This is a genomic window from Yersinia mollaretii ATCC 43969, assembly GCF_013282725.1.
GTDB lineage: Bacteria > Pseudomonadota > Gammaproteobacteria > Enterobacterales > Enterobacteriaceae > Yersinia > Yersinia mollaretii.
The window spans coordinates 2,637,347-2,661,080 of the sequence record NZ_CP054043.1; the positions used below are offsets into that span (position 1 = coordinate 2,637,347).

Sequence of the window (23,734 nt, forward strand, 5' to 3'; positions counted from 1 at the left end):
GAATTGGTCATATTGACTAATTCCTGGGCTTTGGCGAGCGAAGAACAAGCAGTTAAACGCTTCAACAGAAATTTAAGTTGCACTGTGAAGATAAATTAGTAATATATGCCGCCGTTGCCAAGACAACTTGTAAAACGTTAAAGCAGCAGGAAATTATCGTCAGTAGTACCGGTAATGGGTCGTTAGCTCAGTTGGTAGAGCAGTTGACTTTTAATCAATTGGTCGCAGGTTCGAATCCCGCACGACCCACCATTACCTTTGCAAGACGAGCAGTTCCGCACGACAGACTCCGCGTTGTCATCAAGTAATAATACATAATGGGTCGTTAGCTCAGTTGGTAGAGCAGTTGACTTTTAATCAATTGGTCGCAGGTTCGAATCCCGCACGACCCACCATTATGTCGCACCACAGTTATTCCGCACCACGAACACCGAATTACCATTAAGCAGTAAATACATAATGGGTCGTTAGCTCAGTTGGTAGAGCAGTTGACTTTTAATCAATTGGTCGCAGGTTCGAATCCCGCACGACCCACCATTATGTCGCACCACAGTTATCCCGCACGACGAACACCGAATTGTCATTAAGCAGTAAATACATAATGGGTCGTTAGCTCAGTTGGTAGAGCAGTTGACTTTTAATCAATTGGTCGCAGGTTCGAATCCCGCACGACCCACCATTATGTCCCACTGCAGCAATCCCTCATGAAGAACACCAAATCATCATTAAGCAGTAAACTCAAAATGAGCTGTTAGCTCAATTGGTAAAGCAGTTGGCTTTTAATCAATTGGTCGCAGGTTCGAGCCGAGCGAAGCGAGACAGCAACGCGTTAGCGTTGACCCGAAGGGCGAGTCCGCAGGACGAGTCATCCCGCACGACCCACCATTATGTTCATATCCCCCGATATTTCTCCTAATCATAATTTTCTCAAACCCTAGTCGCTATTCTTACTACCAACACCCAAACATCACCTCTATAATATTTTTCCCTCTCTTCAAACATTCCATTTCCCTCCTCGTTTTTAACTCTATTAAACATTTTTGCCATTATCAGACAATATTGGGCGACTTTTCGCTAAATATTGGTTATTTTGTTTAGGATAAAAAACAAACCAATTCTGCTGGCAGCTAACAATGGTTGGTCGCGTCGAGATGATTGGCAACAGAGATGTGAGTGATGAGCGAAATTTTTGATGTGAATGCGGCTATTTACCCTTTCCCTCCACGGCCAGTCCCTCTGGATGCGGATGAAAAAGCCTTTTACCGTGAGAAAATCAAAACACTGCTGAAGCAACGCGATGCGGTGTTAGTCGCTCACTATTATACCGATCCCGAAATTCAAGCACTGGCAGAAGAGACCGGTGGTTGTGTCGCGGATTCCCTCGAAATGGCGCGATTTGGTAATACCCATCCGGCCTCGACCTTACTGGTCGCGGGCGTGCGCTTTATGGGTGAGACCGCCAAAATTCTCAACCCAGAAAAGCAAGTATTAATGCCAACCCTGAATGCAGAGTGCTCGCTGGATTTAGGTTGCCCGATTGATGAGTTTACCGCCTTCTGTGATAGCCACCCAGACCGTACTGTGGTGGTCTACGCTAATACGTCTGCGGCCGTAAAAGCCCGAGCTGACTGGGTAGTCACCTCCAGTATTGCTGTTGAGTTAATCGAGCACCTCGATAGCTTGGGTGAGAAGATCATCTGGGCACCGGATCGCCATTTGGGCAACTATGTGCAGAAGAAGAGCGGTGCAGATATCTTGTGCTGGCAAGGGGCTTGTATCGTCCATGACGAGTTTAAAACTCAGGCACTGGCCCGCATGAAAGCACTGCATCCTGACGCGGCGGTGCTGGTCCACCCAGAGTCGCCTCAGGCGATCGTCGATATGGCTGATGCTGTTGGCTCAACCAGCCAACTGATTCAGGCGGCAAAAACCTTGCCACAGCAGAAACTGATCGTGGCGACGGATCGCGGTATTTTTTACAAGATGCAGCAGGCTTGCCCGGATAAAGAGCTATTCGAAGCGCCGACCGCAGGTGAAGGCGCGACATGTAGAACATGTGCCCATTGTCCGTGGATGGCGATGAATGGCCTCAGAGCCATTGCTGAAGGGCTGGAGCAGGGCGGGGTGATGCATGAGATACATGTTGATGAAGAGTTGCGTCAGCAGGCGCTGATACCGCTAAATCGCATGTTAGATTTTGCTAATCAGTTGAAGTTGCAGATCAAAGGCAATGCCTGAGTTGTGAATTCAATTTAATAGCCTTAACACTTATTCTAAGGATGCCAAATGGACTTCTTCAGTACAGGCAACATATTGGTGCACATTCCGCTGGGTGCCGGCGGTTATGACCTTTCATGGATAGAGGCGATTGGGACGCTGTTTGGCCTGCTGTGTATCTGGTTTGCCAGCAAAGAGAAAATCATCAACTATCTGTTTGGGTTGATTAACGTGACACTGTTCGCGGTGATTTTCTTCCAGATTCAGCTCTATGCCAGTTTACTCTTACAACTGTTTTTCTTCGTCGCCAATATTTATGGTTGGTACGCCTGGAGCAAGCAGACGCCCGATAATCAGGCAGAGTTGAAGATTCGTTGGTTATCTTTGCCCAAGGCGTTAGGCTGGGCGTTAGTCTGTGTGGTCGGTATCGCCTTGATGACACTGCATATTGACAGTGTATTTGCTTGGTTGACCCGTGTGGCGGTGACAGTGATGCAGAGTCTAGGCGCGAATGTACAAATGCCTGAGTTGCAGCCTGATGCCTTCCCATTCTGGGACTCTACCATGATGGTCTTGTCCATTGTAGCGATGATCCTGATGACCCGTAAGTACGTTGAAAACTGGTTGATTTGGGTCGTGATTGACGTGATCAGTGTCGCGATATTCGCCTATCAAGGGGTATACGCCATGGCGCTGGAGTACGTGATACTGACGCTGATTGCCCTGAATGGTTCGTGGTTGTGGATTAAGAGTGCGGCGCGAAATCATTCACGTCCGCTGTCAGTCCAAGGTGAGTAATATTTCAGTTCACTAGTGTTAGTTAGCAGCATAAATCAGGCCGTCGGTATCTCAGTGTGGAACCTGCGGCCTGACTATTTTTTGTCAGTGATGATGGTGGTGATGCTCTCCTACTGGGGCGGCCTGATTAATCGAGCAATCGGGTGTTGCGCAGCCTTGATATTCCATTTGAATGGTGGCATGACCAATATTGTAGTGATGCAATAAATGGTGCTGAATACGTTGCAGCAATTCATCATTATCCCTCGGGGGGATCACCTGCACATGGAGTGTCATAAGGCGCTGGTCACCCACTTGCCATAGGTGAACGTGATGGACATCCCTCACTTCATAGATATCAGCACATAAATCTTTGCGCAGTTTCGCGATATCAATCTCCTGCGGTGCGCCTTCCAGCAATTCGTGGAAGCTCTCCTCCAGCAGCCGCCAAGCGCTGCGTAAGACCAATGCCGACACCAATACAGACAAAATAGGATCAATTGGCGTCCAGCCCGTGGTCAGAATGACGATAGCAGCCACGATAGCCCCGACTGAACCCAATAAATCGCCCAACACATGTAAAGCCGCAGCTCGCACATTGATATTTTTATCTTCCCCGCCCCGATGCAGTATCCAGAAGCAGAAGATATTCGCCAATAGCCCGGCGATGGCGATGATTAACATTGGCCCGCCCATGACTTCATGGGGGGAGACGAAGCGTTGGACCGCCTCCCAGACAATCAATATGACGATCAAGACCAATGCGGCTGCGTTCACAAACGCGGCCAAGGTGGTGAGCCGCAAATAGCCAAAAGTGTGGCGAGAGTCCGGTTTTCGCTGCGAAAAATGGACTGCCATCAACGCGATGAATAATGCGGCCGAGTCAGTCAGCATATGCCCCGCATCCGCCAAGAGCGCCAGCGAACCGGATAGCCAGCCACCAATGGCTTCTAGCACCATAAACAGGGTGGTCACTACGAAGGCGATCAGCAGCCGTTTGCTATTGCTGTCTTGTGGGAAAAGTGAAGATGCCGCCATGGTTATCCTTTGATCATGATGAAATGTGCGCCAGAACAGCTTTTTATGTTAACTCCGGCAGGATTTGATTCAAGCCGTGAATTAACTGCACTGATAAAATTTGCAGTTGAGTATAGGTCTTAGGAGCGAGTTTGGTTAACTGGCTTTAAGCAAGGTTAATCTGTGTTCAACATGTAAAGCGACAAAGTAGATTTACAGCGTTCAATTCAGCAGCTAAATTGGTCCAACTATATTGGTACAGATAGACGTTGTGCGATGATCGTCACAAGACTTAATGGAAGAGCTATGAATTACCTGAATGATGACCTACGGATTAATGAAATTAAGGAACTCCTGCCCCCTGTTGCCCTGTTAGAGAAGTTTCCTGCCAGCAAAAATGCAGCTGAAACCGTATCCAAGACCCGCACAGCGATTCACAATATCTTGCGTGCTAATGATGACCGCCTCTTGGTGGTGATTGGCCCATGCTCGATTCATGATACTCAGGCAGCAAAAGAGTATGCGACCCGTTTGCTGGCGCTGCGTGAAGAGCTGGAAGGCGAGCTGGAAGTGGTGATGCGGGTCTATTTTGAAAAACCGCGTACCACGGTGGGCTGGAAAGGTCTGATTAACGATCCGCACATGGATGGTAGCTACGACATTAATGACGGTTTGCGTATCGCGCGTAAGTTGCTGCTGGATATTAACGATAGCGGCTTACCGGCAGCGGGTGAGTTTCTGGATATGATCACCCCGCAGTATTTGGCCGACCTGATGAGCTGGGGAGCTATTGGCGCACGTACCACGGAATCTCAGGTTCACCGTGAGCTGGCTTCTGGCCTCTCTTGTCCGGTTGGATTTAAGAATGGCACGGATGGCACGATTAAAGTTGCCATTGATGCAATCAATGCCGCCAGTGCGCCACACTGCTTCCTGTCAGTGACCAAATGGGGTCACTCAGCCATTGTGAATACTGCCGGTAACGACGATTGCCATATCATTTTGCGTGGCGGTAAAGAGCCAAACTACAGCAGCGCCCATGTTGCCGAAGTTAAAGAAGGGCTAAGCAAAGCGGGCCTCGAACCACAGATAATGATTGATTTCAGCCATGCTAACAGCAGCAAACAATTCAAAAAGCAGATGGAAGTCGGTACTGACGTCTGCCGTCAGATTGCTCAGGGTGAAAAATCCATCATGGGCGTGATGATTGAGAGCCATTTGGTGGAAGGGAATCAGAATCTGGAGAGTGGCGAACCACTGACTTACGGCAAAAGTGTCACTGATGCCTGTATTGGCTGGGAAGATACGGAAGTTTTACTGCGTCAGTTGGCTAACGCGGTGAAGGCTCGTCGTCAGTAAGCGCAACTGCATCCAAACAAATTGCCTGCGCAGATGATGAGCAGCAGGCAAATAAAAACCCCCGGCATCCATGATGAACGGGGGTTTTTTATGGTGCTAATCAGGGAGGATTACTTGGCTTTACCCTGATTGGCAACCGCAGCGGCTTTAGCCGCGATCTCTTCAGCGTTGCCCAGATAGTAGTGTTTGATAGGTTTGAAGTTTTCATCAAACTCATACACTAATGGCACGCCTGTTGGGATGTTCAGCTCAAGAATCTCTTCTTCATTCAGATCATCCAGATATTTTACCAAAGCACGCAGAGAGTTACCGTGGGCCGCGATGATAACGCGCTCACCGCTGGCAATACGTGGTTTGATAACCTCTTCCCAGTAAGGGATAACGCGGTCGATGGTCAGTGCCAAACTTTCAGTGGTTGGCAGCTCAGCATCGGTTAATTTTGCATAACGTGGGTCATGGCCAGGGAAGCGCTCATCACTTTTGTCCAGTGCTGGAGGCGTGATAGCAAAGCCGCGACGCCACAATTTAACTTGGTCATCGCCGTATTTAGCCGCAGTTTCTGATTTATCCAAACCTTGCAGCGCGCCGTAATGACGCTCATTCAGCTTCCAGGTTTTTTCTGTTGGCAGCCAAGCTTGATCCAACTCATCCAGAATGCTCCACAAAGTGTGGATAGCGCGTTTAAGCACTGAGGTGTAAGCGAAATCAAAAGCGAAGCCTTCGTCTTTTAACAGCTTGCCCGCTGCTTTTGCTTCAGTACGGCCTTTCTCTGACAAATCAACGTCATACCAACCGGTGAAACGGTTTTCGTTGTTCCATTGACTTTCGCCGTGACGTACCAGAACCAGCTTTGTTACTGCCATAGTTCGAACTCCTCAAATGATTCAATGATAACTATTATCATCATTATATTGCCGGATTGCCGCTAACAGCAATCGTTTGTGTTTAACCATAACCAATTTTTTACGTTAACGTAAGACCATGAGTTGAATCGATTCGGCGAAATCTATCACCCACTCATTTATGCGGGCATTTATCCCCCCTTCGGCCTGATGGAAGAAGGGGGTTAGAAAGTGTTATCTGAGGGGGAGATTAGGCCGCTTTCTTCAGGCAAGCGCTCATAAAGGTTTTGCGCTCATCGCCTTTTAACGCCTTGGTTGCGGCATCGGCATTACAGCTTTTCATCTTCTGCTGTTGTGGCGTCAGTGCTTTTTTATCCGGCACAGGTTTCGCTTTCAGGCATTGGCTCATAAACGTCTTTCGCTCATCCCCTTTCAGTGATTTCGTCGCTGCCTGCTGATTACAATCGGTCATTTTTTGCTGTTGCGCAGCTTGAGCGGGTGAGGGCGTTTTAGCCGTATCTGCCGCCATCACATTGGCACTCAGCAATAAGCTTGCGGAGATCAACCATAAGGTAGTTAGACGCATATGAGTTCCCTTTATTTAAGCGCTGATAAAAAATGTGGAGGTCTGAAAGGGCGGGCAGCAGCGCAGTACGGCCGCCAGACAGATGCCATTAAGCGTAGTCGGCGGCCGCCTATAAAAAAAGTTACAAGGCGATAAAATGATAAACGGTGGTGGCGCGATAGGTTTTCCCCGGTTTTAACCAGCAATCAGGTTGTGGCCATTCGGGGTGATTCGGGCTATCCGGCAGGAATTCACTTTCCAGTGCAACACCGGTATAGCTGGCATAGGTTCCGCCATTTCGCGATGGCGTTCCACCCAAGAAATTGCCGCTATACAGCTGCAAGGCCGGTGCTGTGGTATAGACACTCATTTGTACCCGATTGTCGGATGACCACAAATGTGCCGCTGGGCTTTCCGTGGCACCACAGGTCCGATGCAGCAAATAAGCATGGTCATAACCCTTTACCCGCTGTTGGCAGCGGTCTTGCAGGAAGTCGCGCGCCAGTGTCTTCGGCTGACGGAAGTCCATGCCGGTTTTCTCAACGTTCGCCAGCCCGCTGGTGGGGATGCCATCACTATCGACCGGCAAGTAGCGGTCCGCAAATAGCTGTAAACGATGTGCCCGAACATCACGCCCTTCGCCATCCAGATTGAAGTAAGCATGATTGGTCAGATTCACGGGGCAGGTTTTATCCACTTGCGCCTGATAGTGAATCTCTAACCGATTATCTTCGGTTAACAGATATTGCACTTCAGCAGTCAGATTGCCGGGAAAACCCTGATCACCCTCCGGCGAATACAGTTGGTAGGTTACCCGCTTTTCATCCTGCTTAACTTTTTGCCAGCGACGGGCATGAAACCCTTCTGGGCCTCCATGGAGCTGGTGAGGGCCTTGATTGGGTATCAATTGGATCGTTTCACCCTCCACCTTAATTTGCGCGTTAGCAATACGATTCGCGTAGCGGCCAACCGTGGCTCCAAGGTAAGCCCCTTGATGCAGGTAGTCAGCGGGGGTTTGGCAGCCCAGCAGCAACTCACGCTTTTCGCCCCCTTGCAGCGGCAGTATTGCCGAAAGCCAAGTCGCGCCCCAATCCATCAGTGTCACACTCATGCCTGATTTATTGTGCAATTCGGTCAATTCAAAGGGCTGACCATCCGGTGCTAACTGGTTAACACTGCTGGGTGATGCAGCGTCGTTTTTCAGCATAAACCCGCTCCTTGTGAAGCCTGACATACGTAGAAAGTTTCTGTCCTGCCGCCGCTATGTGCCGGATACTCCCGCGCGACGGTGGCTCGAACTTGCTCGACCAGCGAGGTGGGCATCAGCGCGACAATACAGCCACCAAAGCCACCGCCAGTCATACGAACACCACCTTGCTCCCCAATCACTGATTTAACAATATCCACCAAGCTATCGATCGGCGGAACTGTGATCTCGAAATCATCACGCATCGAAATGTGAGACTCCTGCATCAATTGCCCCATCAACTTCAAATCGCCGCAGGCTAGCGCATCAGCAGCCGCTAGTGTGCGCTCATTTTCAGTAATCACATGGCGAGCGCGTTTTGCCACCACCGGGTCTAGCTCATCCTGAATGGAGAAGAACAGGTTAGGATCGACGTCACGTAGCGCTTTGACCCCAAAGAAGCGGGCGGCGGTTTCACACTGCTGGCGGCGCGTGTTGTATTCGCTATCCACCAACCCCCGCTTCACATTGGAGTTGATAATCACTACCGCGACCTTGTCTGGCATCGACACCGCGCGGGTTTCCAGAGTGCGGCAATCGATCAACAGCGCATGATCTTGCTGGCCCAGTGCGGAGATCAACTGATCCATAATGCCGCAGTTACAGCCGACAAACTGGTTCTCTGCCTCTTGCCCATTCAGGGCCAGCTCTACGCCACTGAGCGGCAACTGGTAGAGTGATTGCAGCGCCTGACCGACCGCCACTTCCAATGACGCCGATGAGCTGAGGCCCGCGCCCTGTGGCACATTGCCACTGATAACCAAATCTGCGCCACCGAAATTGGTATCGCGTAGTTGCAGATGTTTCACTACGCCGCGCACGTAATCTGCCCAGCGGTATTCAGGGTGTGGGACGATGGGGGCATCCAGCGAGAAAATATCCTGCTGGTTGTCATAATCAGCCGCAATCACCCGAATTTGACGATCATCGCGCTTACCGCAACTGATCACGGTTTCATAATCAATGGCGCAGGGCAGCACAAAACCGTCGTTATAATCGGTGTGTTCGCCAATGAGATTGACGCGGCCCGGCGCTTTGATAGTGATGTCCGCGTCGCGGTTAAACTGTTGGCGGAAAATAGCCTGGGTATGCTGTTTTAAACTCATTATTTGACTCCGGCTTCACGATAATGAACATCACTGACTGCCCGCAGGAGTTCAGCCGCCTGCTCTGCTGTCAGGTCGCGCTGGGTTTCGGCCAGCATCTCATAACCCACCATAAATTTACGTACCGACGCCGAGCGCAGTAATGGTGGGTAAAAGTGAGCATGCAACTGCCAATGCGCGCTGTTTTCTCTATTACTGTTTTCTGCATCATAGGGCGCGCCATGCCACCCCATTGAATACGGGAAGGAGCACGAGAATAGATTGTCGTAGCGGCTGGTCAGTTTTTTCAGCGCGATAGCCAGATCGGTGCGCTGTGCCGCCGAGATATCGTCTAAGCGCAATATCTGTGCTTTTGGCAGCAACAAGGTTTCAAAGGGCCATGCCGCCCAGTAGGGCACAACGGCTAACCAGTGCTCGGTTTCAACCACGGTTCTGCTGCCGTCACGGCGCTCACGCTCGGCATAGTCGAGTAGCATCGGCGACTGATGCTGCTGAAAGTAGTCCCGCTGTAGGCGGTCTTCCCGTGCGGCTTCATTCGGCAAGAAGCTATTGGCCCAAATCTGCCCGTGGGGATGGGGATTCGAGCAGCCCATTGCCGCGCCTTTATTCTCAAACACTTGAACCCACGGGTAAATTTTACCCAACTCGGTACTCTGTTGTTGCCAAGTCTGAATCACGTCCTCCAGCGCGGGCAGTGTCAGTTGTGGCAGTGTTTTACTGTGATCCGGTGAGAAGCAGATGACCCGGCTGGTGCCACGGGCGCTTTGGCTGCGCATCAGCGGGTCTTCGCTCTGCGGCGCATCGGGGGTATCGGGCATCAGTGCGGCAAAGTCATTGGTAAACACATAGGTGGAGGGGTAGTCAGGATTGACGTCGCCCGTCACCCGCGTGTTGCCGGGGCATAAGAAGCAATCAGGATCGTGCGCTGGTAAGCTCTCAGTCGCGGGGGCTTCTTGCTGGCCTTGCCACGGGCGCTTGGCCCTGTGGGGCGATACCAACACCCACTGATCACTCAGTGGGTTATATCTGCGATGTGGATGATCCACAGGGTTAAAATCAGTCATAACAATACCTTAATCGGGATAGCCCTGCGGATTGTTGGATTGCCAGCGCCAAGTGTCGGCTGCCATTTCGTCCAGTGAGCGGCTGGTGCGCCAGCCCAACTCTGCTGCTGCTTTGGTCGAGTCTGCCCAGTAAGCGGGTAAATCGCCCTCGCGACGGGGAGCAAAATGGTAGGCCAGCGGTTTGCCACAGGCTTTGCTGAACGCCTCAACCACTTGTAAAACACTGCTGCCGATACCGGCACCCAGATTGAAAATATGCACGCCGGGCTGATTGTGCAGTTTTTTCATCGCCGCCACATGGCCATCGGCTAAATCGACCACATGAATGTAATCCCGCACCCCGGTGCCATCGGCGGTGGGGTAGTCATTACCAAATATCGCCAGTGATTCACGGCGGCCCACGGCCACCTGAGCAATAAATGGCATCAGGTTATTCGGGATGCCTTGTGGGTCTTCACCCATCAGCCCTGACGGATGGGCACCAACCGGATTGAAATAGCGCAGAATCGTCATATTCCATTGTGGATCAGCCAGTTGCACATCTCGCAGGATCTGCTCAACCATCAATTTACTCTGGCCATAGGGGCTGGAGGGGGAGCCAGTTGGGAAGCTTTCGACGTAAGGAATTTTCGGCTGGTCGCCATAGACAGTGGCGGATGAGCTGAAGATAAAGTTTTTGACCTGCGCCTCGCGCATCGCCTCCAGCAAGACTAAGGTGCCATAGACATTATTATCGTAATATTCCAATGGCTTACTGACCGACTCACCCACGGCTTTCAGGCCTGCAAAATGAATAACGGCATGAATAGGATGAGCCGCAAAGATTTTGTCGAGCAGTGCGCGATCACGGACGTCACCCTGATACAGTTCAGGGGTGTAGCCGGTCAGGCTGTTTATCCGAGCTAATACGCTGGATTTGCTGTTACAAAGGTTGTCGAGGATGACTGGCTTATAGCCTGCTTCAATCAATTGCACACAGGTATGGCTACCAATGTAACCGCTACCACCTGTTACCAGAACGTACATAAAAGACTCCTCGAATGACTTTGGTCTAAGAAAGATAGCACGCCATTATCGGCAAAAAGGTGATCTGCGCTCAATAATGGAATCGTTTACACTCAATTTTATCCAAGCTTATTCTCTGTCGGAGCATAAAAACAGCGGAATGAACAAGGATAGGCAAAAAATCACAAAAATCTCGGTCGTGACAATGATAACTGAAGTGGTAGCGTTCCCATCCATCAATTCAGCAGGAATGTCCTGCTCGGATGTCGTGACCCGATGCGGCAGCGAAAGCTCGCATCGGGTCAGGGGAAACGCCGCCAATAGAGGTTAGTGCGGCAGATAAAGTGGATAGGTGAAGAACAATAAATGCAGCAAATTAAACGCGAAATGAAATGCCACTGCCACCCATAAACGACCGCTCCACAGCCATGCCAAGCCGTAAATCAGCCCTGCTAGTGTGGCGAATACCATCAAGAGTGGGCCACCCGCAAAATGTGCCGCACCAAAGAGCAGGGCGGTGAGAATCAGTGCCGGATAGCTCCCCAACCACTGGCTCAAACGCTGCTGCAAATAGCCACGGAACAGCGCTTCTTCAGCCAAACAGACAAAAAAGACATTGGCGATGATAAAGGAGCCAATCCATGCCGGGGTGTGCAACTCAATCTTCAGGCCACCCAAGGCGGTGGCGAGCAGCAGCAGTGCGGGCATACTGACAATCAATACAACCCAGCCCATTCGGCCCATGGAGGGATGTTTTTTGGCGACAAACAGGGTGGGTAGGCAAGCCAGCAAGATAAAGGGGAGTAACGCCTTATCGAGGTTGTAGTACATGCTGAAAGGTGCGCTGAGCGGCCCTACCGTGACTTTATCCAGCACTTTCAGATTGTTAAAACCGGGCACCAGATGCAGGAACAGCGCGATGGAGGCCAATACCAGCATAATTTCCAGCCCGATAGCCAACCATTTATGCGAACGATATTTATTCAGCAGCAGCGCAACGATCAGGGTCACCAACAAGAAGGCGGCTGAGGGCAGTGTCAGAACACCGTGATAAAAGGCCATCGACAGTGAAGTGGCCAAGAGAAACAGGGCCAGCCCCCGGTTAATGGATAGAAAAAGCAGCGACGCCGCAAGTACACCCCACATAAATAATCCCTTTATAGTTGAATGATGTTCAACCGAAAAATAGTCCGTTCTCCACCGTTAGCGTGGATGATCGCTGACGGTGGGAAATGGCTGAAGGTGGGAATGGTAACATAGGCGATTTAGCGGGGTAAAATCTCCTGACGATAGTGATAAATATCGCCATCGGGAATAAAGGTCAAACGGTGGGTAATGCACTCTGGTGCATCCTCCGCGTGGTGAGAGACGAACAGGAGTTGTGTCTCCCCCTCGCCGATCATCACATCAATAAAACGGCGGACTAACAGGCGGTTAAGCGGATCTAAACCCTGCAATGGCTCATCAAGAATCAGCAGCGCCGGATGTTTAACCAGCGCCCGCGCAATCAATGCCAGCCGTTGTTGTCCCCAAGATAAACTGTGGAAGGGCTGATTGGCGGCGGTGGCAGAGAAGCCCAACAGGGCCAGCCATTCATCAGCTAACTGTTGTTGGCGATCAGATACGGCCTGATAAATACCAATAGAATCGAAAAAGCCGGACAAAATGACATTACGCAAGCTGGAGCTGACTCGATAGTCCAAGTGCAGGCTGCTGCTGACATAGCCAATATGGCGCTTGATATCCCAGATGGTTTCGCCACTGCCTCGGCGGCGGCCAAACAGTGTCAAATCATTGCTGTAGCCTTGCGGGTGATCGCCGGTGATCAGGCTGAGCAGGGTGGATTTTCCCGCGCCGTTCTGGCCGATAATTTGCCAGTGCTCGCCGGGATTCACCTGCCAACTCAGGTTGTGCAGAATAGGGCGGTCATTGTACTCCACCACCCCATTGCGCAAGATAATCAGCGGCTTATCTCTCGGTAATGTTATCTGTTGCTGCGGATGTTCTGTTTCGGGGAGTGACAAGCCATCCAGATTTTCACTGTGTGCCAGTTGAGCAATCAGGGCTTCGGACAAAATCTGTTGGCGTGGGCCGGTATGGGTCAGATGGCAGTCCGCCAGCACGCCGACATACTGCACAAAATCAGGGATATCATCGAAGCGATTCAGGACCAAAACCAGTGTGACACCTTGCGCAGCAAGGGTGGATAACCTGCCCGCGAGCTGTGCACGGGCGGCAACATCCAGCCCATCGAAGGGTTCATCCAGAATCAGCAGATCCGGTTGTGACATGAGTGCGCGACACAACAGCGTTTTGCGGGTTTCGCCGGTCGAGAGGTATTTAAAGCGGCGCGAGAGTAGTTGGCTAATACCAAATTGCTCGGCTAACTGCTGGCAGCGCTGCGGATCGCGGTGCTCTTCCTGAATGATTTCAGCGGTGGTGCGCCCGGTATCATCCTCATCCGCGCTGAGCAGGTCGGTGTTATTGCGCTGCCACTCTTCGCTGACGAGCTGCTGGAGCTGTTCGAATGACAAGCGTACGGTATGCTGAAAATCACTCTGACGGCTGCCGCTTAATAGGGTCAGTTCTCCGGATAATGCTTTAGCCAGTGCTGATTTTCCGCTGCCATTGGCCCCGACAAATGCCCAGCTATTACCGGATTGCGGCGGGTCTCCCGGCAACCTTGCATCAGTAAAAGAGAGAGATAACTCTGGCACGATGAGTGTCCGGGTGTCACTCAGGCGAAAACAACCTTGCGATATATGCAACTCAGACATCACCCTTCCCACATTTTGCAACACAATAAGAGTGTTAGGGATAAGCGGAAAGGGCAGTAATGTCAATAAGCGATGCTAGGCTAACAGTTAATCACTGAACTAAATTATTCAGCAAAGTGTCGCGATAATGACGCGATCAGCATTGAACTGAGCAATAACAGGGCTACCCATGCGTAAATTCAATTGGTGTAATTCGCTGTTGTTTTGCGTCGAACAGAGGCTGGCTCCGCCCGTTAAAGTCACCATCACTTCGCTATGATCATGACCCGGTTCGATACTGGCAACCGTGCCTGCGAGCGAGTTATCTGCTGCCCCGGCCAGTGCCTGGTCGGTGACCAGCTTTACCCACGGCGCTTTTATCAGCGCCAACACCTCTTTGCCCGCTGACAGTTGCAGCCGATCGGCACTCTGTTGGGTGACGGCTGCGGATAACCGGGTCTTGCCATCTGACAGCAGGATATTGACGTGTTGTTGAACCTGCTGGTGGTCGCGCTCAATCACGGTGCCGAAAAATTGGTTACGGGCGCTGGTTTGCAGCGAGAAACGGGAGATGGCGGCCAGTAAACTATCGAGTGGCATCGAATCTTCTTTCAGCGTATCGAACGCTTTTTGTTGAATTTTCGCCAATAAATCATAAAGTTGGATTAAGCGCTCACCATAACGGGTCAGATGTGCACCGCCGCCGCCTTTGCCGCCCGTTGCCCGCTCCACCAGTATTTCTTCAGCCAAGGTATTCATCTCATTGATGGCATCCCAAGCACTTTTATAGCTAATACCGGCGAGTTTGGCTCCCTGACTGATAGAGCCTGTGTGCTGTATCTGCTTTAGCAATGCAATGCGGCGGGGATCAGCAAACAGCCGTTGCTGAAGTTTTAAGGTAAGTAGGATTTCTGCCTGCATATTTTTTGCTCCAGCGGGAAAGGCGTATCGTGCTCTAACTAACTGTTTATAGACAGATCGCACGTTTGGCAGGTTACAATTTTTTACGGTTAGTTAAAATAACAGGATTCATTCATTGCTGATATGATTTACAGTAAATGATAGATGGTGGTTCTTGTGGTAACCTAGGTTATCGCTCAATAAGCAGTAATGAGAGGCTGGCATGTTAGAACTATTGAAAAGTCTGGTCTTTGCCGTGGTCATGGTGCCCGTGGTGATGGCAGTGATTTTGGGTATGATCTATGGGCTGGGCGAGGTGTTTAATATCATCTCCAAAACTGGCCACACCAAAGAACGCTCTTAATCTGATTTCTGAATTTAAATGCCCGGCGCTTAACTGCTGGGCATTTTCGTCTTTACTCTTCGCTTCATCTCTTCCCGATGGTCACAACTCAAGTTACCTCACATCTTGCCGATAAATTGCATGACCTGCTTAGGATGTTACGTTATATTTCAATTTATATAACGGGCTTATTAATGCGGAGAACAACATGAAAAATCAATATGGTAAAGTGAGTAAATTGGTCGCGAGCGCGGCACTGCTGGCCGCGTTTTCCAGTACCACCTTTGCCGCAGACAACATCACTGTTTTTGCGGCCGCCTCGCTGACCAATGCGCTGCAAGATATTGCCGCGCAGTATAAAAAAGAGAAGCAGGTGGAGGTAGTCGCCTCTTTTGCCTCATCATCCACCTTGGCACGCCAGATTGAACAGGGCGCACCGGCTGATCTCTTTATTTCTGCGGATCAGCAATGGATGGATTATGCGATTGATAAACAGCAAATTGTTGCTAATACTCGTTACACTTTATTAGGTAATGAGCTGGTATTAATCGCGCCACAAGAGAGCAAAATTGATAAAGTTGTCATTGATAAAAAAACCGACTGGAAAAAATTGCTGGATGGTGGCCGTTTAGCGGTAGGCGATCCTGATCATGTTCCTGCCGGGATTTATGCCAAAGAGTCACTGGAGAATTTAGGTGCCTGGTCAACTTTAGCCCCAGAAATGGCGCGTGCAAACAACGTGCGTAGCGCGATGGCGCTGGTCGAGCGGGCGGAAGCGCCGCTGGGTATTGTCTATGGCTCCGATGCGATAGCCAGTAAAAAAGTTAAAGTTGTGGGGATATTCCCGGAAGCAAGCCATAAGCCGGTTGAATACCCAATGGCGATTGTTAAAGGCCATGAAAATCCGACCGTCAGTGCTTTTTATGATTACCTGAAAAGCCCTGCTGCTGCGGCTATTTTCAAAAATTATGGATTTACCCCACGCTAATGATTTTGAGTGAGTATGAATGGCAGGCAATTATTCTCAGCCTGAAGGTTTCTGGAGTGGCGGTGGTGTGCAGTTTGCCATTAGGTATTTTAATGGCATGGATTTTAGTGCGCTGCCGTTTCCCCGGTAAATCGTTGTTAGATAGCGTTATTCACTTGCCACTGGTGTTGCCGCCAGTGGTGATTGGTTATTTGCTGCTGATCAGCATGGGCCGGCGCGGTTTTATTGGCGAATGGCTCTATAGCTGGTTTGGCATTAATTTCAGCTTCAGTTGGCGCGGCGCGGCATTGGCCTCGGCAGTGGTGGCTTTCCCGCTGATGGTCAGGGCTATCCGGCTGGCGCTGGAGGCAGTTGATACTCGTCTGGAACTGGCAGCCCGAACTTTAGGCGCGAACCCGTGGCGAGTATTCTTCACCATTACACTGCCGCTCTCTTTACCGGGCGTGATTGCTGGCACTGTGCTCTCTTTTGCCCGCTCTCTGGGCGAGTTCGGCGCGACTATCACTTTCGTTTCCAATATTCCCGGCGAAACCCGCACCATCCCGCTGGCGATGTACACGCTGATTGAGACCCCCGGTGCGGAAGCGGCGGCGGCGCGGCTGTGTGTGATCGCCATTATTTTGTCCTTGGTTTCACTGTTGCTCTCCGAGTGGCTGGCCCGTTGGGGTAAAAAGCGCATGGGGGTCCCATGTTAGAGCTGGATTTCAGTCAACAACTAGGTGAGTTGCATTTGCAGGTTGCCACGGATTTACCGGCGCAGGGCATCACCGCCATTTTTGGCTTGTCCGGTGCGGGTAAAACCTCGCTGATCAATGTGATTGGTGGCCTGACGCGCCCGCAACAAGGCAAAGTGGTGCTTAATGGCCGGGTGCTGGTGGATGTGGCGCAGCAAATTTATCTGCCGCCAGAGAAGCGCCGTGTGGGCTATGTTTTTCAGGATGCGCGTCTGTTTCCCCATTATCGGGTGCGAGGTAACTTGCAGTACGGCATGGCCGCCTCGATGAGCGGGCAGTTTGATACCATTGTCGCGCTGCTGGGCATCGAGCCATTGCTGGACCGTTTTCCGTTGACACTGTCCGGTGGTGAGAAGCAGCGGGTCGCCATTGGTCGCGCATTGCTCACCGCCCCAGAATTGCTGCTGATGGATGAGCCATTGGCCTCGCTGGATCTGCCGCGCAAACGTGAGCTGCTGCCCTATCTGGAGCGGTTGGCGCAAGATGTGAATATCCCCATTTTGTATGTCAGCCATAGCATGGATGAAATCTTGCGGCTGGCGGATCAAGTGGTGGTGATGGATGCCGGTAAAGTTCGCGCCGTTGGCGGGCTGGAGGAAGTGTGGGCCAGCAGCGCATTGCGCCCTTGGTTGCAGCGGGAAGAGCCGAGCAGCATATTGCGGGTGAGTGTGATTGGTCATCATGAGCGCTATGCCATGACCGCACTGGCGCTAGCGGATCAGCGCTTGTGGGTCGGCAAGCTGGATGCACCAGAGGGTAGCTCCATGCGGATTCGCATCAATGCCGCAGATGTCTCGTTGGTGTTGCAGCCGCCGCAAAACAGCAGTATCCGTAACATCTTGCCGGTCAAAATCGCTGAATGTCTGGAGGTTGATGGGCAGATTGATGTCAAACTGGCGATGGGTGATCAATGGTTATGGGCGCGGATTACCCCTTGGGCGCGTGACGAGCTGGGGCTGAAACCGGGTCAATGGGTGTATGCGCAGATAAAAAGTGTGTCGTTCAATCGTAAAGAGTAACTGCCCCAACAGTAATGGCGACAAACAGAACGGCCCCCCAATAGAGGATAGTCACCTAATATTGGGGGGCCGTTTTTTAGTCTGCATCTCACTGATTATCTGACAATAATACCCAGTAAAATACCCAAAGCACCGAAGTCAGCATCGCTGAAGGTGGTATTGGCAAAACCGATATCACCCAGCACTGGCAGCAGGAACACGGGCAGGAAGGTAATTAACAAACCTTGAGCGAAGGCACCTAAAATCGCACCACGGCGTCCACCAGTGGCATTACCAAACACCCCTGCGGCAGCGCCGACGAAGAAGTGAGGCACTACACCGGGGATAATCACGGTCATATTCATCAAATAGAGCGCGAACATCCCGATGAGGCCAGCGGCAAAGCTGCTCAGGAAACCGACCAGTACGGCATTGGGCGCGTAGGGGAAGACCACTGGGCAATCCAGCGCAGGTTTCGCATTAGGCACTAATTTGTCGGAGATCCCCTTAAAGGCTGGGACAATCTCGGCAATCACCATCCGCACACCTTGCAGGATGATGTACACGCCCGCAGCAAAGGTAATGGATTGCATCAGCGAGAACATAAACCAGTTTTTGCCGCCGCTCAGGCTTTTCACCACTTCCGGCCCAGCGAACAGGCAGGTGACGACGAAAATGATACACATGGTGAAGGAGATAGCGACCGGTGTATCACGCAGGAACAGCAGGCTTTTCGGTACATTCATGTCTTCGGTTGAATGCTCTTTATTGCCGAATTTGCTGCCGATAAAACCGGCTAAAACATAGGAGAGGGTAGAGAAGTGGCCGATAGCCACGTCATCCGAACCGGTGACCTTTTTCATGTAAGGGTGGGCAATGGCGGGGAAGAATACCATCGCAACCCCCACCACCAGCGAACCGATCACAATCAGTGTGACACCGCTAATCCCAGCGGTTGCCAGAATAACCGCCACCATCATCGACATAAACAGGGTGTGGTGACCCGTCAGGAAGATGAATTTCCACGGCGTAAAGCGAGCAATCAGGATATTGATCACCATAGCGAAGAACATAATCATCGCCATCTCTTTACCGAAACTCTTCTGCGCCACAGACACAATGGCTTCGTTATTGGGCACGACACCCTGAATACCGAAAGCGTGCTGGAAGATATTGGCAAAATCACCCAGAGATGACACCACCAGACCCGCACCTGCGCCTAAAATCACAAAACCCATGATGGTTTTCACGGTGCCTTTAATACACTCGGTCACCGGCTTTTTCTGGGCAATCAACCCGATTAACGCGATCAAACCGACCAGCACGGCCGGTTCGGAGAGAACATCACTCATTAAAAAACGAAAGAAATCCATGCCAGCCTCCAGTTACAGCGCGCCTAATTCGGTTAATGCCACAGACAAACGTTCTTTCATGGCTTTCTTATCGATCATGTTATCGAGCGCAACGATTTTGCCGCCCACGGCTTGTGCCACTAATTGCTCGGCAATGTCTTTGGTGCCGATGAAGATATCACTTGGCGTCCCTTTGGCTGAACCCAGATCGACATGATCCACTTCCGCGCTGACGGCCAGCTCTTTCAGAATGCTTTTGATGCTGATTTCCATCATCAGGCTGGTGCCTAAACCGTTACCGCAAACCACTGTAATTTTCATTTTCTTTCCCCTTAAAATAAGTATCCGAACCCAATGCTGAGATTAGTAACGCGCAATGACGGACAAAATATCCTGCTGCGTTTTGGCATTAAGTAAGGCTTGTACATCATTATCGTTATCGAACAACTGAGCGAGTTGAGAAATAGCCTCAATATGGCTAGTACTGTCTGTCGCGGCTAACACTATGAGCAGTTTGACCGGGTCGTTACCTTCAGCATTGAAAGTGACCCCCTCGGTAATGACGGTTAATGCCAGAGAGAGCTTATTCGCCCCCTCTTCCGGGCGGGCATGTGGCATGGCAATCCCCGGCCCGACCACGTAATACGGGCCGATGGCTTCATGGGAGCGGTAAATCGCCTCAACATAACGTGCTTCAATTGAGCCATTATCAATCAGCGGCTGACATGAAATCGCGATGGCATCACGCCAATCTTTGGCTTGGCTGACCACCTGAATGACGTCTGGCGTTAACAGTGTTTTTAACATGATATTGATGACTCCCGATGACTGTTAACGTGAGAGTAGATTTTTATCACTGCCATTAATGTGATGGATCTCGCAATTGATAGCGCTACCTGATAGCGCTATCAAAATTTGTGATAGCGCTATCATTTGTTACTTTTTGGCCTTTGGCTATCTCCGAATAAGCCATATACAATGCAATGTATTGTCGAAGCCAGTCAGGAAGGGCTTGTTTTAATCCGACAAGACATTTTAATCAGGCAGGAAATCAGCATGGAAAAAACGCGCAAGCGCCGTAATACCGGGCGAGTCACGCTACAGGAAGTGGCGAACTACGCCGGAGTAGGGTCGATGACTGTTTCCAGAGCGCTGCGAACGCCGGAGCAGGTTTCAGATAAGTTACGTGAAAAAATAGAGCAAGCGGTTGAAACTCTTGGTTATATTCCCAATCGTGCTGCGGGCGCATTGGCATCAGGGCACAGCGACACTGTCGCGGTTTTAATTCCGTCATTAACCGATAAAGCCAGTTCTCGTTTTATGCAGGCGCTGCAACAAATTCTCAATAAAAATGAGTTTCAGCTACTGCTGGGCTGCCATGAATATAACCAGCGCAAAGAAGCGGAAATATTGATGACGCTGCTGCAAAGTAATCCGGCGGCCGTGGTGATATTTGGCTCCCAGCTAGCCGAGAAAACCTATCAACTGCTCGAACGGGCGAATATTCCAACGGTCAATGTGGTCGGCTCCTATTTCAAAGGGGCCAAAATTACCCTTGAGGCGGCTTTTTTTGAGTCCGCCTATGAGCTAAGCCGCCATTTGCTTGAGCGCGGTTATCACCATATTGGGTATATCGGCGCGCATATGGATAACCGCTTACAGCGCCAGCAGCTCAATGGGTGGCACAAGGCGATGCTGGAGCACTATAAGAATGCGGATCAAACCGTCACCACACCTGAGGCGGCCAGCTTGCAGTTTGGCCGCTATGCCTTGACGGAAATGCTGTTGCGCCAACCTGAATTGGATGCAGTGATATGTAGTCACGAAGATATTGCGCTCGGCGTGCTCTTTGAGTGTCAGCGGCGGCTACTGAAAATCCCAAGTGGCATCGCGGTGGCCTGTCTGGATGGCTCGGACAGCTGTGATCAAACCCATCCGACCCTAACCTCAATGCGCATTGACTACAAAAAGATGGGCAAAGAAGCCGGTAAGATGCTGATTGATCTGCTGGATAATGATGAAGATAGCGAAGAGGGTGAACCTCTTAGCCAGAGTTTCAGCTATAAATTCGAACTGCGGCAAAGCACCTGAATCTAGGCTTTTCTCTCCCGACGCCAAATAAAAACGCCAGCACGAAGCTGGCGTTTTTTGTACCACTGGCACACTCAATCGTAAGATTAAGAGGCGGCGTCAGCCTGTGCAGACTGGATCGCGGTTAGTGCCACGGTATAGACGATATCGTCAACCAATGCACCACGGGACAAGTCGTTAACTGGCTTACGCATGCCTTGCAGCATCGGCCCGATCGAGATCAGGTCAGCAGAACGTTGTACCGCTTTATAGGTGGTGTTACCGGTGTTCAGATCTGGGAAGATGAACACGGTGGCTTTACCCGCAACCGGTGAGTTTGGCGCTTTGGATTTAGCCACATCCGCCATGATTGCCGCGTCATACTGCAACGGGCCATCAATGATCAGATCAGGGCGTTTTTCCTGTGCCAAACGGGTCGCTTCGCGCACTTTCTCGACATCACTACCCGCACCGGAATTACCGGTAGAGTAAGAGATCATCGCCACACGCGGTTCGATACCGAATGCGGCCGCAGAATCAGCAGACTGAATCGCAATCTCAGAGAGTTGCTCAGCGGTTGGGTCTGGGTTGATCGCGCAGTCGCCGTAAACCAGAACTTGGTCAGGCAACAGCATGAAGAACACGGAAGAGACCAGTGAGCTGCCCGGAGCGGTTTTGATCAACTGCAACGGTGGGCGGATGGTGTTTGCGGTGGTATGAACGGCACCGGAAACCAGACCGTCAACTTCGCCTTTCTCCAGCATCAGGGTGCCGAGAACCACGTTGTCTTCCAACTGTTCGCGGGCGACCACTTCGGTCATGCCTTTGCTCTTACGCAGCTCCACCAGACGCGGAACGTACTGCTCACGCACGGCAACCGGATCGATGATTTCAACGCCTTTACCCAGCTCAACACCTTGAGCCGCAGCAACACGTTGGATCTCTTCTGGGTTACCCAGCAGTACACAAGTCGCGATACCGCGCTCAGCACAGATAGACGCGGCTTTAACGGTGCGTGGCTCATCGCCTTCTGGCAGCACGATACGCTTGCCAGCTTTACGCGCCAACTCGGTCAGCTCATAACGGAATGCTGGTGGAGACAGGCGACGTGAGCGCTCAGAGGTGGCGCTCAGAGAGTCGATCCACTCGCTGCTGATATGGCTGGCAACGTAGTTTTGCAGCTTCTCAACACGCTCATGGTCGTCAGCAGGCACTTCCAAATTGAAGCTTTGCAGGCTCAGAGAAGTCTGCCAGGTGTTGGTATCAACCATAAATACCGGCAAGCCAGTCTGGAAGGCACGTGCACACAGGCTATTGATGCGATCATCAATGTCATAACCGCCGGTCAGCAGGATGGCACCGATTTCAACACCATTCATGGCAGCCAGACAGGCCGAAACCAGCACGTCTGGGCGGTCTGCGGAGGTCACCAGCAGAGAACCCGGACGGAAGTGCTCCAGCATGTGCGGAATACTGCGGGCGCAGAACGTCACAGACTTAACGCGGCGAGTGTTGATATCACCTTCGTTAATGATGCGTGCGTTCAAATGCTTAGCCATATCGATAGCACGAGTGGCGATCAGCTCAAAGCTCCATGGCACACAACCCAGAACAGGGAGCGGGCTATTGGCAAACAACTGCTTTGGATCGATATTCGCAACACTGGCCTTAGTGGAATCATCAAAGATTTCAGACAGGTCAGGGCGGGTACGGCCTTGTTCATCTACCGGGGCATTCAGTTTGTTAATGATAACGCCGGTGATATTTTTGTTTTTGCTGCCACCGAAGCTGGAGCGAGCCAGTTCGATACGCTCTTTCAATTGGTCTGGTGAATCATTACCCAGCGCAATAACAAACACGATTTCTGCATTCAGGGTCTTGGCGATTTCATAGTTCAGCGCATTGGCAAACTGATGTTTGCGCGTTGGCACTAAACCTTCAACCAGCACCACTTCGGCATCTTTGGTGTTTTCGTGATAACGGGCAACAATCTCTTCCATCAACACGTCTTGCTGGTTAGAGCTCAGCAAGGTTTCCACATAACCCATGTTCAGCGGCTCAGCAGCAGTGATACTGGAGTTTGCGCGAATGATGGTGGTGGTTTGGTCAGGTGCATCGCCGCCAGCACGTGGCTGCGCGATGGGCTTGAATACGCTCAGGCGTACACCTTTTTGCTCCATGGAGCGGATGACACCCAAGCTGACGCTGGTTAAACCAACGCTGGTGCCGGTAGGGATCAACATTATTGTACGGGACACGGCTAAACCTCTTCGGTTATGCCCTTCGTCCTTGAAGCCGCAGGGTTGTTGGCTACACTCATGCATTCGAATCACTGACCTGAGTCAGCTCATCGGGATTTATTCGCTTGCCGCCTACCTGCAACTCCAATGACTTT

22 protein-coding genes, 4 tRNA genes and 1 other RNA gene are annotated in these 23,734 nt (G+C 51.2%); 13 read left to right on the top strand and 14 right to left on the bottom strand.

Features of this window, described 5'->3' with window-relative positions:
- Nucleotides 1-176: 176 nt before the first annotated feature.
- The 7 genes from HRD69_RS11670 (at nucleotide 177) to pnuC (ending at nucleotide 3,015) form a co-directional block, all read left to right on the top strand.
- A tRNA-Lys gene (locus tag HRD69_RS11670) sits at nucleotides 177-252 on the top strand.
- Between the two features lie 67 nt (nucleotides 253-319).
- Nucleotides 320-395, top strand: a tRNA-Lys gene (locus HRD69_RS11675).
- 66 nt (nucleotides 396-461) lie between these two features.
- Nucleotides 462-537: transfer RNA gene (locus HRD69_RS11680), tRNA-Lys, on the top strand.
- Nucleotides 538-603: 66 nt separating this feature from the next.
- Nucleotides 604-679: transfer RNA gene (locus tag HRD69_RS11685), tRNA-Lys, on the top strand.
- A gap of 76 nt (nucleotides 680-755) precedes the next feature.
- A non-coding RNA gene (locus tag HRD69_RS11690) (RtT sRNA) lies at nucleotides 756-885 on the top strand.
- Between the two features lie 291 nt (nucleotides 886-1,176).
- Nucleotides 1,177-2,238: a quinolinate synthase NadA gene (gene nadA / locus HRD69_RS11695; protein WP_004877290.1), complete on the top strand. Its 1,062-nt coding sequence runs from the start codon at nucleotides 1,177-1,179 to the stop codon at nucleotides 2,236-2,238.
- A 48-nt stretch (nucleotides 2,239-2,286) separates the two neighbouring features.
- Nucleotides 2,287-3,015, top strand: a complete 729-nt coding sequence (pnuC, locus tag HRD69_RS11700) for a nicotinamide riboside transporter PnuC (RefSeq protein ID WP_004877289.1) — start codon at nucleotides 2,287-2,289, stop codon at nucleotides 3,013-3,015.
- 84 nt (nucleotides 3,016-3,099) lie between these two features.
- Here pnuC and zitB read toward each other — a convergent pair whose 3' ends face one another.
- On the bottom strand, nucleotides 3,100-4,032 hold the full coding sequence (zitB, locus tag HRD69_RS11705) for a CDF family zinc transporter ZitB (protein ID WP_004877286.1): 933 nt from the start codon (nucleotides 4,030-4,032) through the stop codon (nucleotides 3,100-3,102).
- A 285-nt stretch (nucleotides 4,033-4,317) separates the two neighbouring features.
- Between zitB and aroG the strand changes: the two genes are divergently transcribed.
- Nucleotides 4,318-5,370 (top strand): 3-deoxy-7-phosphoheptulonate synthase AroG, encoded by a 1,053-nt coding sequence (gene aroG, locus HRD69_RS11710; RefSeq protein ID WP_004877284.1) that lies wholly within the window; start codon nucleotides 4,318-4,320, stop codon nucleotides 5,368-5,370.
- 110 nt (nucleotides 5,371-5,480) lie between these two features.
- Here aroG and gpmA read toward each other — a convergent pair whose 3' ends face one another.
- The 9 genes from gpmA to modE form a co-directional block, all read right to left on the bottom strand.
- Nucleotides 5,481-6,233 (bottom strand): 2,3-diphosphoglycerate-dependent phosphoglycerate mutase, encoded by a 753-nt coding sequence (gene gpmA / locus HRD69_RS11715; RefSeq protein ID WP_004877283.1) that lies wholly within the window; start codon nucleotides 6,231-6,233, stop codon nucleotides 5,481-5,483.
- A gap of 229 nt (nucleotides 6,234-6,462) precedes the next feature.
- Complete coding sequence (locus HRD69_RS11720) at nucleotides 6,463-6,798, bottom strand: PsiF family protein (protein WP_032815397.1); 336 nt, start codon at nucleotides 6,796-6,798, stop codon at nucleotides 6,463-6,465.
- A gap of 121 nt (nucleotides 6,799-6,919) precedes the next feature.
- Nucleotides 6,920-7,984 carry a galactose-1-epimerase gene (gene galM, locus HRD69_RS11725; RefSeq protein ID WP_032815396.1) on the bottom strand — a complete coding sequence of 355 codons (1,065 nt, stop codon included), beginning with the start codon at nucleotides 7,982-7,984 and terminating at the stop codon, nucleotides 6,920-6,922.
- Complete coding sequence (gene galK, locus HRD69_RS11730; RefSeq protein WP_004877276.1) at nucleotides 7,978-9,129, bottom strand: galactokinase; 1,152 nt, start codon at nucleotides 9,127-9,129, stop codon at nucleotides 7,978-7,980. The genes galM and galK overlap by 7 nt, the downstream gene beginning before the upstream one ends.
- The gene (gene galT, locus HRD69_RS11735; protein ID WP_032815395.1) at nucleotides 9,129-10,193 is read right to left on the bottom strand and encodes a galactose-1-phosphate uridylyltransferase; all 1,065 of its coding nucleotides are present in this window, start codon (nucleotides 10,191-10,193) and stop codon (nucleotides 9,129-9,131) included. Before galT ends, galK begins: the two co-directional genes overlap by 1 nt.
- 9 nt (nucleotides 10,194-10,202) lie before the next feature.
- On the bottom strand, nucleotides 10,203-11,219 hold the full coding sequence (gene galE / locus HRD69_RS11740; protein ID WP_004877274.1) for a UDP-glucose 4-epimerase GalE: 1,017 nt from the start codon (nucleotides 11,217-11,219) through the stop codon (nucleotides 10,203-10,205).
- Between the two features lie 306 nt (nucleotides 11,220-11,525).
- Entirely contained in the window at nucleotides 11,526-12,344 is an 819-nt protein-coding gene (locus tag HRD69_RS11745; protein ID WP_004877272.1) for a CPBP family intramembrane glutamic endopeptidase, read from the bottom strand.
- Nucleotides 12,345-12,463: 119 nt separating this feature from the next.
- Nucleotides 12,464-13,975, bottom strand: coding sequence for a molybdate ABC transporter ATP-binding protein ModF (gene modF / locus HRD69_RS11750; RefSeq protein ID WP_032815393.1), 1,512 nt, complete (start codon nucleotides 13,973-13,975; stop codon nucleotides 12,464-12,466).
- Between the two features lie 108 nt (nucleotides 13,976-14,083).
- The gene (gene modE / locus HRD69_RS11755) at nucleotides 14,084-14,875 is read right to left on the bottom strand and encodes a molybdenum-dependent transcriptional regulator (RefSeq protein WP_004877267.1); all 792 of its coding nucleotides are present in this window, start codon (nucleotides 14,873-14,875) and stop codon (nucleotides 14,084-14,086) included.
- A gap of 202 nt (nucleotides 14,876-15,077) precedes the next feature.
- Between modE and HRD69_RS11760 the strand changes: the two genes are divergently transcribed.
- The 4 genes from HRD69_RS11760 to modC all read left to right on the top strand — a co-directional run bounded on the left by HRD69_RS11760 (nucleotide 15,078) and on the right by modC (nucleotide 17,938).
- Nucleotides 15,078-15,218 (top strand): AcrZ family multidrug efflux pump-associated protein, encoded by a 141-nt coding sequence (locus tag HRD69_RS11760; protein WP_004877266.1) that lies wholly within the window; start codon nucleotides 15,078-15,080, stop codon nucleotides 15,216-15,218.
- Between the two features lie 187 nt (nucleotides 15,219-15,405).
- Nucleotides 15,406-16,185, top strand: a complete 780-nt coding sequence (modA, locus tag HRD69_RS11765; protein WP_004877264.1) for a molybdate ABC transporter substrate-binding protein — start codon at nucleotides 15,406-15,408, stop codon at nucleotides 16,183-16,185.
- Complete coding sequence (gene modB, locus HRD69_RS11770) at nucleotides 16,185-16,880, top strand: molybdate ABC transporter permease subunit (protein ID WP_032815392.1); 696 nt, start codon at nucleotides 16,185-16,187, stop codon at nucleotides 16,878-16,880. Before modA ends, modB begins: the two co-directional genes overlap by 1 nt.
- On the top strand, nucleotides 16,874-17,938 hold the full coding sequence (modC, locus tag HRD69_RS11775; RefSeq protein ID WP_032815391.1) for a molybdenum ABC transporter ATP-binding protein ModC: 1,065 nt from the start codon (nucleotides 16,874-16,876) through the stop codon (nucleotides 17,936-17,938). The genes modB and modC overlap by 7 nt, the downstream gene beginning before the upstream one ends.
- Nucleotides 17,939-18,033: 95 nt before the next feature.
- On the opposite strand, the gene HRD69_RS11780 is transcribed toward modC, so the two are convergent.
- From HRD69_RS11780 to HRD69_RS11790, 3 genes are read right to left on the bottom strand one after another with little or no spacing between them, the layout of a single operon-like run.
- A complete protein-coding gene (locus HRD69_RS11780) occupies nucleotides 18,034-19,290 on the bottom strand; it encodes a PTS ascorbate transporter subunit IIC (RefSeq protein WP_004391628.1) in 1,257 nt (418 codons plus the stop codon).
- A gap of 12 nt (nucleotides 19,291-19,302) precedes the next feature.
- A complete protein-coding gene (locus HRD69_RS11785; protein WP_004877260.1) occupies nucleotides 19,303-19,590 on the bottom strand; it encodes a PTS sugar transporter subunit IIB in 288 nt (95 codons plus the stop codon).
- 42 nt (nucleotides 19,591-19,632) lie between these two features.
- Nucleotides 19,633-20,076, bottom strand: a complete 444-nt coding sequence (locus tag HRD69_RS11790; RefSeq protein ID WP_004391631.1) for a PTS sugar transporter subunit IIA — start codon at nucleotides 20,074-20,076, stop codon at nucleotides 19,633-19,635.
- 249 nt (nucleotides 20,077-20,325) lie between these two features.
- Between HRD69_RS11790 and HRD69_RS11795 the strand changes: the two genes are divergently transcribed.
- Entirely contained in the window at nucleotides 20,326-21,360 is a 1,035-nt protein-coding gene (locus tag HRD69_RS11795) for a LacI family DNA-binding transcriptional regulator (RefSeq protein ID WP_032815389.1), read from the top strand.
- Nucleotides 21,361-21,446: 86 nt separating this feature from the next.
- Here HRD69_RS11795 and pta read toward each other — a convergent pair whose 3' ends face one another.
- On the bottom strand, nucleotides 21,447-23,582 hold the full coding sequence (pta, locus tag HRD69_RS11800) for a phosphate acetyltransferase (protein ID WP_004877255.1): 2,136 nt from the start codon (nucleotides 23,580-23,582) through the stop codon (nucleotides 21,447-21,449).
- Nucleotides 23,583-23,734: the final 152 nt, after the last annotated feature.